Here is an 11,819-nt window from a genome sequence, read left to right as displayed (position 1 = left end):
ACCTGTGTCAGAGCGCGAATCCGATCCAGAGTCCGGCGAGCGCCGCAAGAACAGATGCCGCGAAGGTTCCCAGAAGATGCAGAACGGATGCGGGGCGCTCACCGTCGCGCCACAGCGCAAGAGTGTCGAGCATTGCTGTACTGAACGTCGTGTAGCCGCCGAGTAGGCCTGCCCCGACGATGAACGCCGTATCGGGGATGGCCGCGGTGACCACGCCGAGCGCGAAGGCGCCGGTGACGTTCACCACGACGATCCCCCAGGGAAACCGCCCTCGCGTGAGAGACATGACGCCGAGGTCAACGAGGTAGCGAAGGCCCGCGCCCACGCCGCCGGCGACGGATGCCAGGAGGAAGAGCAGCGGCGTCATTCGGCGCCCCCCGCCCGCGACCGACGCCGATTGAGACCGAGTGCGGCCGCGCCGATTCCGAGTCCCAGCGTCAGCACGACGTAGACGACAGCGGCGAACGGAGAGTCCACCCACAGCCCCACAGAGCCGACCGCGAACGCGCTGTAGGTGGTGAACCCGCCCAGGATGCCGGTGCCGAGGAACAGCCTCGCATCCCGCCCTCGGTCCCTGAGCTCGCCGAAGGGCCGCGAGGCGAGAATTCCGATCAGCAGCGCCCCGAGCCCGTTGGCGATGAGCGTCGCGAAGGGGAAGCCCCCCGAGTTCGGAAGCAGAAGCTCGATTCCGAGCCTGCCCGCCGTGCCGAGCATCCCGCCGAGGATGACGAGGAGAAGCCGGCGCAGGTTCACGTCGGCAACTCTAGTCGCGGCATCCGCGCTTCATGACTCCTGCCAGCGCACGCGGCAGATGTCAAGGCTGTGGGAACGACGCCGCAGAAGACGTTGACTGACGCCATGACATCCCTGTGGAAGATCACCCCGGCATTTCCCACTGGCTCTCCGTTCGAGCCGGGAGCACGGCACGACGTGGTCATCGTCGGCGCCGGGCTCACCGGCCTCTCGACCGCGCTGATGCTCACCCGCAGGGGACTCGACGTCACCGTGGTCGATTCCGGCGGTGTCGCGGAGCTCGCCTCCGGCGGCAACACCGGCAAGCTCTCCCTCTTGCAGGGGCAGACCCTGGCGAAGATCCGGCGACACCATCCCGCATCGCTCGTGAAGGCCTACGTGGACGCGAACCGGGCCGGAATGCAGTGGCTGACAGATTTCGCCGACGAGGTGGGCGTCTCCTATCGGCGCCGTACCGATCATTCCTATGCGACCGGTCCCGATGGACTCGACTCTGCGGCGTCCGTCCATGCCGCCGCCCGAGAGACGGGCCTGCGCGTTCGGATGCTGGCAGCGGGAGACTTCTCGACGCTGCCCTTCCCCGCAGCCGGCGGCGTTGCACTCGACGATCAGGTCACGATCGATCCCGTGCGGGTGGCCCGGGCTCTGGCGGAGAGCTTCATTGTCGCGGGCGGGACGCTGCACTCCGGCATCCGAGCAACCGGTGCGCACGCGTTGCCCCATCCGCACATCGACACCGCCGCTGGCCCCCTGTTCGCCGACCACATCGTGCTCGCGACCGGCACCCCGGTCATCGACCGCGGTCTCTACTTCGCCAAGGTGCGAGGGATGCGCTCCTCCTGCGTCTCGTTCCGGGTTCCAGGACAACTGCCCGCTGGAACCTTCATCTCCGTGGACGGACCCACCCGATCGATTCGTCCGGTGTCCGAGGCGGATGGCCCGGCGGAGGCCGCGCAGCTCGTCGTCAGCGGCAACGGTCACCCGGTCGGCCGCCACGACGACGAGGGGGCAGCAGTCGAGGATCTCATCGAATGGACCCAGCAGCACTTCCCGGATGCCGAGGAGACCCACCGCTGGTCAGCGCAGGACTACGAATCGCACAACCTCATTCCGTTCGTCGGTGCGATGCCCCGAGGTCTCGGACGCATCCGCTTCGCCACCGGTTACGCGAAGTGGGGGCTGTCGAACGCTCCGGCTGCGGCCCTGCGCCTGACGAGCGAGATCACCGGCACCCCCAGATCCGACCGTCCGAAATGGATGACCACGATCGGAACCCGCCTGACCGTGCCGGCCGATATCGGTCGAGGGGTGGCGGAAGGCGGCCGGGTCGCGGGATTCCTGGCGCGTGGATGGACCGACGCCGAGAAGCACGCTGTCCCGGTACCGCGTCCTGCGGAGGGCACCGGAGTCGTCGCCAACCGAGCCGGCTGCCCGGTCGGAGTCTCGACGGTCGATGGCGTCACTCGGGCTGTCCGCGCGGTGTGCACGCATCTCGGCGGCGTCCTGAACTGGAATGACGCCGAGCACACGTGGGATTGTCCGCTGCACGCCTCGCGCTTCGGCCCCGACGGCACGCGCATCGAGGGGCCCGCGCTGCGCGATCTGACGCAGCAGCACTGACGCCGCAGTCACGCGGTGGGCGGCGAGTCCCATCCCTGTTGCGGCGTCTCGCAGTCCTCTCGGAAGACGTACTGCGAGACGCGCTTGCGCTGGCTGCTGGACCAGTCGATCGACGGACGGCGCTGCTCGGGCGGCAGGTAGCCGAGGCGGTACACGGCCATCAGCTCAAGATCGTCGGGAACGTGCAGCAGCCGGACGATCTCGTCCCAGCGGCCGGGGACCTCCATCGGAAACGAGACGAACTGGATCCCCATGCCGAGCTCGAGGGTCGTGAGCCACACGTTCTCCATCGCGGCCCCCATGCTGAACACCGAGTAGAACGACGACAGTTGTCCCGGACGATTCTCGCTGCGGTCGAGCATGACCCCGAGCAGCAGCGGCGAGCCCGCCACGAGTTTGCGGTTGTCGGCGCCGAGCGTCTTGGGCACACCGAAGGCGTTCATGAGCGCCTGCCCGCGCTTCGTGAACACCTGGCTGGTGAAGGGTCGAAGCGCCGCGGGCAGCCTGTCAAACAGCATCCCGCTGCGTGTGGCGTCCATCTCGGCCTGGCTGAAACGGAAGTAGGGCTTGTACCGTTCGAAGAACGTGCCATTCGACATCGCCTCGGTCATGCTCTCGCCGGAGATCCGAGCGATCTCGTCGATCGTCTCGCGGTTCTCGATCACGACGAAACGCCACGGCTGACTGTTCAGCTGAGAGGGAGCGCGCCCGGCCGCTTCCAGCAGCACGCGCTGGTGCTCCTCAGAGACCGGGTCTGGCAGGAAGGCCCCGTTGGTGGTCTTGCGACGGCGAATGGCATCGAGCAGTTCCATGCGTTCACTTTCGATGAGAGTCCGCCCGAGAGCAGACGAGGCCCGCGGCGATGAAGGGGGCGGCCGACAGCGCGATGAGAGGATGCCACCGGGTGCGTGCTCCCACGAAGGCGATCACCGTCAGCGGCACGGCAGCGGGCATCAGCGCCAGGGCCGCTCGGCGACCTGCCTCCCGCCGGTCACCCCACGCGCCCATACCGACCAAGCCCGCGCCGATCGCTGCGACGACCGAGGCGCACGTGGCGATGTACAGCGCGTGATGCAGCCAGCGAAAGCCGCTGCTGTCGACGAGCCGTGCGGCGACCACGGCTCCCAGAGCGCAGTTCGCCGCATAGCTGACCGCCGCTGCTGCGAACAGCGGCGGCGCAGTCGACTCCGAGCGACAGCTCATGTCACGACCCTACGTCCCGGTGGCCGCCGAAGTCCCGATCGGGCGCCTAGAGATTCGCCTCCGCGTAGACGCGCAGCGCGTCACGGACGAACTCTGCCCCGCGGGTCCCGCCGTCGGCGGTGGCATAGTTCGCACCGAAGCGCGGGTCAGCGACGTACATCTCGCCGAGGCCGGTGACATAGGCCTTCCCGTCCCCACCGTCCACGGATGCCGGTGTGCCCGGTACGTCGCGCAACCAGTCCACGTGACGCTTCGCGAGCGCCTGTGCCTCGTCTGAATCCGGCGCGGCTCCCGTCTCGGCTGCGGCAATCCAGTCGCGTGCGAGGGAGGACACCCGTCGCTGCCGCTCAGCGCGCTCGACCTCCGCCATCCCCATCCACCAGCGATCGCCGTCGGCGTAGGCTTTCTCGCCCCACCGGTGTTGCACTTCGTCCCTGTATCGGGTGTGATCGAAGCCGTCGAACATGTTCTCTGCCATGAGAGATTCACCTGCTTTCATTGCATTGATGGTCATCTCGACCGACGCGATCTGCCGCGACAGCCGGTTCTGCTCCTCGCGCAGATACGCGAGATGCGCTTCAAGAGCGGATGCCTCACCGGCATCCGTATGGGCTGCATCGAGCAGCTCCCTGATCTGCGGTAAGCCGAGCCCCAGCTCCCGCAGCAGCAGGATGCGCTGCAGCCGCACGAGGGCCGTCTGGTCGTAGTGCCGGTAGCCGTTGCGGGCGATGCGCGATGGGGCGAGCAGTCCGATGTCGTCGTAGTGACGCAGCGTTCGACTCGTGGTTCCCGCCAGCCGTGCGATCTCCTGGATCGACCAATCCTGTGTGCTCACAGCGACCTCCTCTCGATACGCCACTGTAAAAGTTGACGTCGCGTCAATGTCAAGAAGAACACCCGAACCCTCTTGACAAACTCACGATATATCGTGTTATCGTTCTCGAACGCGATATATCGCGATCTACCATCGAGGAGAATCCCATGACCGAGAAGTGGCTCATCGCCCCCGGCGAAGAACGCGTCATCGACATCGCTCACGCCTCCCGGCTCAAGGTCGGCCTGATCGGCGGGCAGGTCGACGTCATCGCCCACGACGAACCAGGCATCCGCGTCGAGGTGAGCGGCGTGACCGTAAAAGACCTCCGCATCGAATCCGACGGAACACAGATCGAGATCGACCACCCGCAGCTGGGGTGGGACAACTTCCTCGAGGTGTTCCGCAACTTCGGCTCCGGCGGCCCTCGCGCAGAGGTGAGCGTCGCCGTCCCCCGCAGCATCGCCCTGAACCTCGGCGTCGTGAGCGCCGGCGCTCTGGTCTCCGGACTCACCAACGATGCACGCCTGAACACCGTCTCCGGCGACATCATCGTCGACACGCACACCGGTGATCTGACGCTCAACTCCGTCTCGGGTGACGTGCAGGTGCGCGGTCTCACCGGAGCTGCGAACGCGAACAGCGTCTCGGGAGATGTCGCCCTGACTGGCTCCGTCCGCAAGGCGACCGTCGACACGGTCTCCGGCTCCATCTGGGTGGATGCCACCGGGGCCGTCAACACGATCACCCTGAACACCGTCTCGGGCAACAGCACGATCCGCCTCGAAGAGACGCTCCCCGCCAACTACGTCGTGCGCTCGATGAGCGGCGGCATGCTGATCGACGGCGTCGACCGCGCGAGCTCCGGCCCCCGCAGCTACACGGGCTCCACTGGGGAGCTCGCAGGATCGTTCGTCGACATCCGCAGCAACTCCGTCTCGGGCGATACGACAGTGCTCCGCCGCCCCCTGACCACCGTGGCCGACGACGAGGAGTGGGACTCATGACTCCCCCCGTCTTCTCGCACGGCGACCTGAGGCTGTATCTGCTCTCGCTCCTCGCCGAGGCCCCGCAGCACGGCTACGGCATCATCCAGGCGCTCACCGACCGCACCGGCGGCACCTACACGCCGAGCGCGGGAACCATCTATCCCAGGCTCGCGAAGCTCGAAGAAGAGGGACTCGTCACCAAGACGGTCGAGGGACGCACGACGATCTATGCGATCACGGATGCTGGCCGCACCGAACTCGCGGATCGCGAAGGCGACCTCGCCGGGATCGAGTCCGGTCTCGCCGACTCCGTGCGCCTCATCGCAAACGAGGTGCGCCAGAGCGTGCAGCAGGCAATGAAGAGCCTGCGCGCGGACCTGGCGGCTGCGGCGAACGATGAGCGAACAGCCGCCAAGGCGCGCCCATCCACGGCAACGCCGATGAGCGATGAGCGGATCATCAGCCGTGAGCAGCTGCACCGCGCCGATGCATCCATCAACGCCTTCCGCGCTCGCGTGCGCACCGATCTGCGCACGCATGTCGCCCGCGGCGGCGTGCTCGCCGAGTCGGTCGTGACTGACCTCGAGAACGCATTGGATGCCGCGGCACGCACCCTCACCCAGTCATTGGGATCTGCCGGGCGCTGAGCCGGTCTACTCAGACCAGATCTCGGGCTGATCGTCGGGGACCTCTTCCTCAAGCGGAACAACGAGGATGGGTCGGTGCTGACGGTGAGCAAGACGCGCGGCCACAGAGCCGGTGAAGAATTCGCGGATCGATTCGCCGAGTCCGCGGTTGCGGGTGCCGACGACGATCAGCTGGGCATCGATCTTGTTCGCGAGCTGCTTCATCGCGAGTGCCGGGTCGCCGACCAGTTGACGAGCGGTCCACGTGATGCCGGTGTCCTCGAGCACGGATCCGGCCTCAGCCTGCACATCTTCGAACTCGGCAGCGCCTGCGTCGGCGTTCAGATCGATGGGGGCGGAGTGCACGTAGCCGTCCGGGTCCTCATAGGTCACGAAGCGCGTGACGTCGACGTGGGCGACCACGAGGGGCACACCGAACACCTTCGCGTATCGCGCAGCCTCTTCGAGAACGTGCGGTGATTGGCCCGGCTGCATGCCGACGATCACAGCCTTCTGCAGCGCGGCATTCTGGCTTGCTTCGTCGGACGGGGAGGAGGTCTGGTCAGTCATATGGATCGTTCCCTTCACCTGCCGGCGAAGGCCAGATGCCCTGGCCCTCGTGCTATCCTGAATGCTACTCTTACCGGCCGCACGCCGGTGTCGTGAAATGCTGTGGGCCTCCAAAAGCCCACAGCCTAACTCGTAAGGGGGTCTCGCGCATGGGCCGTGGCCGTCAAAAAGCGAAACACACCAAGATCGCCCGCGAACTCAAGGCGTACAGTCCGTCTTTGAACACTTCCGCGCTTGAGCGTGAGCTTGCTCACCCGTCGGACGACGAGAACGCCTACGTCGACAAGTGGGCCGATGAGTACGCGGACGAAGACGAAGACGAACTCGAAAAGGCCTGAGCCCGAGTTCGCACCGTGCTGATCGCAGGACACTGACCCGCACGCCGCCGGTATCCGGCGCGCGTGGCGGGGTCTGTCGTCGCCCGCACCTGCGAGAATGACGATCATGCCTCGCGTCGTCGCTCTCTTCCGCCACCCGATCAAGGGCTTCACTCCCGAGCGCCTCGACGAGCTGACGATCCAGCCGGACGGGCGCGTGGCGGGCGATCGCGTGCTGGCATTCCGATTCGCCGATGCCGCGACTCCCGAGCTGCGCGATGGCCTCGACTACTGGCCGAAGTCCAAGGGCCTGGCGCTGCAGGACTTCCCCGCTCTCGCCGCGCTCCGCCTCCAATACGATCAGTCGACCCTGCAGGTGAGTCTGTTCCACGACGAGACGCTCCTGGTCGATGCCGCCCTCGATGCCGACGGTCGCGCGCAGCTCGAGGCAGTGGTCACGGAGTACGTGCAAGGCACCGCCGATGCGCGCCGCCTGCAGCGCGCGGGGAGGCTGCCGCTGCGTCTGGTCGGTGACGGCGAGCGCTCGCGCTTTCAGGACCGATCGCGCGGCTACGTCACCGTGCACAGCACGGCCAGCGTCAGCGCCCTCGGCGGCGCGCTTCAGCTTCCGATCGATGATCGACGATTCCGCTCGAACGTCGTGATCGACGGAATCGGAGCCAGTGAAGAGCTCGAGTGGACCGGCAGCATCCGGATCGGCGAGGTGACGTTCGAGGCCGCGGGTCCCATCATCCGGTGTCTGGCGACCCACGCGAATCCTGACACCGGCGTTCGGGATGCTCCGGTGCTGACCACACTCACCGGCGCGTTGGGGCTCGCAGAGCCCGCACTCGGCCGCCTGCTGCTGCTCTCCGGCGTGAGCGGCGACGTCGACGATCGCTCAGGGCACGGCGGCGTCATCCGCGTCGGCGACGAAGTCGTCGCCGACTGAGCTCTGCGTCACCAGCGGCCGTGGCGCCGTTCCCACTCGTCTTCGACGGTGCGCCGCCTGCCGGCGATGTAGCCGAAGGGGGCTGCGACGACGAGCACCGCGGCCATGACGAGCAGCGGCACTGTCCATCCCGACGTCATCTCGTGCAGCACGCCCACCAGAAGCGGGAAGACGGCGGCGAAGATGTAACCGGCGCCCTGCACGAAGCTGCTCAGCGCCACTGCGCTCTCCGGCGTGCGGGCGCGGATGCTGATGAGCACCAGTGCCAGCGGGAAAAGCACACCGACCACTCCGAAGATCGGCACCCACAGCCACACCGTGACCGCATTCGCCCAGAACAGCAGGCCGGCAATACCCACGAGGCCGCACACGATGCCGACGAAGAACAGCGTCCGCGTCGCTTGGAAGCGCACGACCAGAACGGGCACCAGCAGCGATGCCGGCAGGCTCATGAGCGCGAACAGCGACATCAGGAGCCCAGCCACGCTTGCCGAGACACCGGTGAGATCTGTGACGATCGCCGGGAGCCAGGTGAACGACACGTACGCCATGATCGATGACGTGGCAAAGACGACGGCGATCGACCAGGCCAGCGGCAGCCTGGCCAGTCGCGCGAACGCCCGTGAGCTCGCCGGTGCCACCATCACCGGCCCGGTCGACAGTTCAGCAGGGTCGAAGTCCGAAGCGTCTCGAGGCGCAGCCGGCTCGGCCGCGGCCACGGGGCGCACCGCATCCGTTCGTCCTGTGACGAGCATGATGACCCACGGCACCGCTCCAGCGAGGGCGAAGACGCCCCAGATCCCCAGCGAGGTCCGCCAGCCGGCGGCATCCGCCAGCGGTACCGCGACCAGCGGCGGCAGGAACGTCGACACCGATATCGCGGTCGTGTAGAGCGTCAGCATCATGCCGATGCGATCCGGGAAGTATTTCTTCACCAACGGCGGCACGAGAATGTTGCCCATGCCGACTCCGGCGAAGATCAGCGCAGAGGTGCCGAGCAGCGGCAGAGCGCCGAAGGACAGCCCGCGCAGCACCAGACCTGCGGCGATCACGATGAGCGCGAACACGGTGACGCGTTCGAGACCGAAGCGCCGCTCGAGCAGCGGAGTGCTCAGGCCGAAGATGGCGAAGCACACTGGGGGCGCCGTGCCGATCAGCCCCACGATCGCGGCCGGCAGGGTGAAGTCTGCGGAGATGTAGTCGAGCAGGGGCGAGAGCGACGCGACCGCTGAGCGCAACGAGAACGCGCACAACAGGATGCCGAGGACTGCAAGGGCCCGCCCCCGCCACAGCGGCCGAGAGGTCGCCGTCACGAACTCTGCGAGCTCTCCACCCAGTCGAGATACTCCTCGGTGACGGTGCCGGTGACATAGCGCCCGTCGAAGCAACTCATATCGAGATCGGTCAGCTCGGAACCGTCGATGATGGCCGCCTTGAGGTCTTCGACCTCCTGGAACACGAGGTGATCGACGCCCAGCTCTTCGGCAATCTCTGGGATCGTGCGGCCATGCGCGATGAGCTCGTGCTTCGACGGCATGTTGATTCCGTAAACGTGCGGATAGCGCACGGGGGGAGCGGCAGAGGCGAACGTGACCGAGAGCGCCCCGGCATCCCGTGCCATCTGGATGATCTGCTTGCTCGTCGTGCCGCGCACGATCGAGTCATCGATCAGCAGCACGTTCTTGCCCTGGAACTCGGTGGACATCGCGTTGAGTTTCTGGCGCACGCTCTTCTTGCGCACCGCCTGCCCCGGCATGATGAAGGTGCGGCCGACGTAGCGGTTCTTGTAGAAGCCCTCGCGGTACTCGATGCCCAGCTTGCGGGCGACCTCCATCGCAGAGGGACGCGCCGAATCCGGGATCGGCATGACGACGTCGATCTTCTCGCGCGGTACGTGCTTGGCGATCGTGTCGGCAAGGCGCTCGCCCATGCGCAGACGCGACTCGTACACGGCGATGCCGTTCATCGTCGAGTCGGGCCGGGCGAGGTAGACGTACTCGAAGGCACACGGGAAGAGCTTGGGATCGGCAACGCACTGCTGCGAGTGCAGCTCGCCCTCGTCGGTGATGAAGATGGCCTCACCGGGTGCGACCTCGCGGACGACCTCGTAGTCGCCGTTCTCGAGCACCAGCGACTCGCTCGCGACGATCCACTCGTCGTGCTTCCTGCCCTCGCGGCGCCCGAGGATCAGCGGACGGATGCCGAAGGGATCACGGAATGCCAGCAGACCGTAGCCGGCGATCACCGCGATCACTGCGTACGCACCCTCGATCCGCTCATGCGTGCGGGCGACTGCTTCGAAGATGCGCTCCGGGTCGAGATCGACATCGGATGTCGTGGCCTGCAGCTCACCGGCGAGCACGTTCAGCAGCAGCTCGGTGTCGCTGGAGGAGTTCAGGTGGCGGCGGTCGCGCTTGGCCATGTCGGCGGTGAGCTCACGGGTGTTGGTGAGGTTGCCGTTGTGGATGAGGACGATGCCGTAGGGCGCGTTCACGTAGAACGGCTGCATCTCTTCTTCGCTGGATGCTGTGCCCTTGGTGGCGTACCGGACGTGACCGAGCCCGACGTTGCCGAGGAGCGAGCGCATGTCGCGGGTGCGGAACGCCTCGCGAACCATCCCCTCGGCCTTGGCCATGTGCATGATGCCGCTGGGCTCAGCCGTAGCGATGCCGGTGGCATCCTGACCGCGGTGCTGCAGAAGCAGCAGAGCGTCGTAGATGTCCTGGTTGACCTGGCCGCCTGCGACCACTCCGACGATTCCGCACATGGGGTGTTATTTCGCTCCGTCCGCGTATGCGCCCACCAGGCGCACTGCTCCGCCGTCGACGCCCTTGGCGCCTTCTTCGAACTCTCCGGCCGGGCGCTGACCCGTGCCGACTGTGGCGACCTGCCAGGCATCGATGCCCTCTGCGGCGAGCGCTGCGATCGCGGCATCCTTCTGACGCTGGTCGATGACCGCGAGGAAGCCGATGCCGAGGTTCCAGGTGCCCTCGGTCGATTCGAGGCTGGTGCCGGAGATCTCGCTGAGAACCCGGAACACGGGACTCGGCGACCACGTCGAGCGATCGACCTCGGCCCAGCTGCCGACCGGCAGCACGCGAGCGAGGTTGGCTGCGATGCCGCCGCCGGTGACGTGGCTGAGCGAGTGAACCGCGCTCGGTTCATTCGGCCCCTGAGCCTGTCGAAGGGTCTCGAGCAGGCGCAGCAGCGGCAGCGTGTACAGGCGGGTCGGCTCGAGTAGCGTCTCTCCCCAGGTCTTGCCGAACTCTGCTGCCTGGTCGCTGTAGCCGATGCCCGCGCCGGTGATGATGTGCCGAACGAGCGAGTATCCGTTGGAGTGCAGGCCGCTCGATGCCAGAGCCAGAACGACATCGCCGTCCTGCACGCGGTCAGCGCCCAGCACGGCGTCGGCCTCGACGATGCCCGTGGCCGCACCCGCGACGTCGTAGTCGTCCGGGCCAAGAAGGCCCGGGTGCTCAGCGGTCTCGCCTCCAACGAGCGCGGTGCCGGTTGCGGTGCACGCGTCGGCGATTCCACGTACGATGTCGGCGATGCGCTCGGGGATGACCTTGCCGCAGGCGATGTAGTCGGTCATGAACAGCGGCTTCGCGCCCACCACGACGATGTCATCGACGACCATGCCGACCAGGTCCTGCCCGATCGTGTCGTGCTTGTCGATCGCCTGCGCGATCGCGACCTTCGTGCCGACACCATCGGTGCTGGTCGCCAGCAGCGGCTTGGTGTAGCTGAGAAGAGCCGAGGCATCGAACAGGCCGGCGAATCCGCCGACACCGCCGAGCACTTCAGGTCCGTGCGTCGCGCGCACGGAAGTCTTCATCAGCTCTACCGCGCGGTCACCCGCAGCAGTGTCGACGCCGGCTTCGGAATAGGGATTGGTGGAGGAGGCAGCCACGACACAAGACTACAGTCGCGCGACGGGTCTGAATTCCGAGAAGCCAGCTTCTGCCCGGCGAT

Annotated in this window: 14 protein-coding genes; 5 read left to right on the top strand and 9 right to left on the bottom strand. The window is 66.8% G+C overall.

Annotated elements, in window-relative coordinates:
• Positions 1 to 7 precede the first annotated feature (7 nt).
• Together ACTU6V_RS04695 and ACTU6V_RS04690 are read right to left on the bottom strand one after the other, a co-directional pair.
• Positions 8 to 367: a fluoride efflux transporter FluC gene (locus tag ACTU6V_RS04695; RefSeq protein WP_443467774.1), complete on the bottom strand. Its 360-nt coding sequence runs from the start codon at positions 365 to 367 to the stop codon at positions 8 to 10.
• A complete protein-coding gene (locus ACTU6V_RS04690; protein WP_443467775.1) occupies positions 364 to 753 on the bottom strand; it encodes a fluoride efflux transporter FluC in 390 nt (129 codons plus the stop codon). The genes ACTU6V_RS04695 and ACTU6V_RS04690 overlap by 4 nt, the downstream gene beginning before the upstream one ends.
• A gap of 105 nt (positions 754 to 858) precedes the next feature.
• On the opposite strand from ACTU6V_RS04690, the gene ACTU6V_RS04685 reads away from it, so the two are divergent.
• Positions 859 to 2,373 carry an FAD-dependent oxidoreductase gene (locus ACTU6V_RS04685; protein WP_443467776.1) on the top strand — a complete coding sequence of 505 codons (1,515 nt, stop codon included), beginning with the start codon at positions 859 to 861 and terminating at the stop codon, positions 2,371 to 2,373.
• A gap of 8 nt (positions 2,374 to 2,381) precedes the next feature.
• On the opposite strand, the gene ACTU6V_RS04680 is transcribed toward ACTU6V_RS04685, so the two are convergent.
• The 3 genes from ACTU6V_RS04680 to ACTU6V_RS04670 are packed head-to-tail and all read right to left on the bottom strand — an operon-like array spanning position 2,382 to position 4,411.
• Complete coding sequence (locus tag ACTU6V_RS04680) at positions 2,382 to 3,185, bottom strand: nitroreductase family protein (RefSeq protein WP_443467777.1); 804 nt, start codon at positions 3,183 to 3,185, stop codon at positions 2,382 to 2,384.
• Positions 3,186 to 3,189: 4 nt separating this feature from the next.
• Positions 3,190 to 3,576 (bottom strand): hypothetical protein, encoded by a 387-nt coding sequence (locus ACTU6V_RS04675; protein ID WP_443475073.1) that lies wholly within the window; start codon positions 3,574 to 3,576, stop codon positions 3,190 to 3,192.
• Positions 3,577 to 3,622: 46 nt separating this feature from the next.
• Positions 3,623 to 4,411, bottom strand: a complete 789-nt coding sequence (locus tag ACTU6V_RS04670) for a MerR family transcriptional regulator (protein ID WP_443467779.1) — start codon at positions 4,409 to 4,411, stop codon at positions 3,623 to 3,625.
• Positions 4,412 to 4,557: 146 nt separating this feature from the next.
• Between ACTU6V_RS04670 and ACTU6V_RS04665 the strand changes: the two genes are divergently transcribed.
• Complete coding sequence (locus tag ACTU6V_RS04665; RefSeq protein WP_443467780.1) at positions 4,558 to 5,397, top strand: DUF4097 family beta strand repeat-containing protein; 840 nt, start codon at positions 4,558 to 4,560, stop codon at positions 5,395 to 5,397.
• Positions 5,394 to 6,026 carry a PadR family transcriptional regulator gene (locus tag ACTU6V_RS04660; RefSeq protein WP_443467781.1) on the top strand — a complete coding sequence of 211 codons (633 nt, stop codon included), beginning with the start codon at positions 5,394 to 5,396 and terminating at the stop codon, positions 6,024 to 6,026. Before ACTU6V_RS04665 ends, ACTU6V_RS04660 begins: the two co-directional genes overlap by 4 nt.
• A gap of 6 nt (positions 6,027 to 6,032) precedes the next feature.
• Here ACTU6V_RS04660 and ACTU6V_RS04655 read toward each other — a convergent pair whose 3' ends face one another.
• Positions 6,033 to 6,575, bottom strand: coding sequence for a universal stress protein (locus ACTU6V_RS04655; RefSeq protein WP_443467782.1), 543 nt, complete (start codon positions 6,573 to 6,575; stop codon positions 6,033 to 6,035).
• A gap of 149 nt (positions 6,576 to 6,724) precedes the next feature.
• Here ACTU6V_RS04655 and ACTU6V_RS04650 point away from each other — a divergent pair, with 149 nt between their 5' ends.
• Together ACTU6V_RS04650 and ACTU6V_RS04645 are read left to right on the top strand one after the other, a co-directional pair.
• Positions 6,725 to 6,913 carry a DUF3073 domain-containing protein gene (locus ACTU6V_RS04650; protein ID WP_206494397.1) on the top strand — a complete coding sequence of 63 codons (189 nt, stop codon included), beginning with the start codon at positions 6,725 to 6,727 and terminating at the stop codon, positions 6,911 to 6,913.
• 106 nt (positions 6,914 to 7,019) lie between these two features.
• A complete protein-coding gene (locus ACTU6V_RS04645) occupies positions 7,020 to 7,844 on the top strand; it encodes an MOSC domain-containing protein (RefSeq protein ID WP_443467783.1) in 825 nt (274 codons plus the stop codon).
• Positions 7,845 to 7,852: 8 nt separating this feature from the next.
• Here the strand turns inward: ACTU6V_RS04645 and ACTU6V_RS04640 are convergent, their stop codons facing one another.
• The 3 genes from ACTU6V_RS04640 to purM are packed head-to-tail and all read right to left on the bottom strand — an operon-like array spanning position 7,853 to position 11,757.
• A complete protein-coding gene (locus ACTU6V_RS04640) occupies positions 7,853 to 9,157 on the bottom strand; it encodes an MFS transporter (protein WP_443467784.1) in 1,305 nt (434 codons plus the stop codon).
• On the bottom strand, positions 9,154 to 10,611 hold the full coding sequence (gene purF / locus ACTU6V_RS04635; protein WP_443475072.1) for an amidophosphoribosyltransferase: 1,458 nt from the start codon (positions 10,609 to 10,611) through the stop codon (positions 9,154 to 9,156). The genes ACTU6V_RS04640 and purF overlap by 4 nt, the downstream gene beginning before the upstream one ends.
• A 6-nt stretch (positions 10,612 to 10,617) precedes the next feature.
• Complete coding sequence (gene purM / locus ACTU6V_RS04630) at positions 10,618 to 11,757, bottom strand: phosphoribosylformylglycinamidine cyclo-ligase (protein WP_443475071.1); 1,140 nt, start codon at positions 11,755 to 11,757, stop codon at positions 10,618 to 10,620.
• Positions 11,758 to 11,819: the final 62 nt, after the last annotated feature.

This window comes from Microbacterium zouquanmingi (assembly GCF_052266675.1).
Classification (GTDB): Bacteria; Actinomycetota; Actinomycetes; order Actinomycetales; family Microbacteriaceae; genus Microbacterium.
Note: the sequence above shows the minus strand (reverse complement) of the source record. Positions and strands in the feature narration are given on the sequence as shown.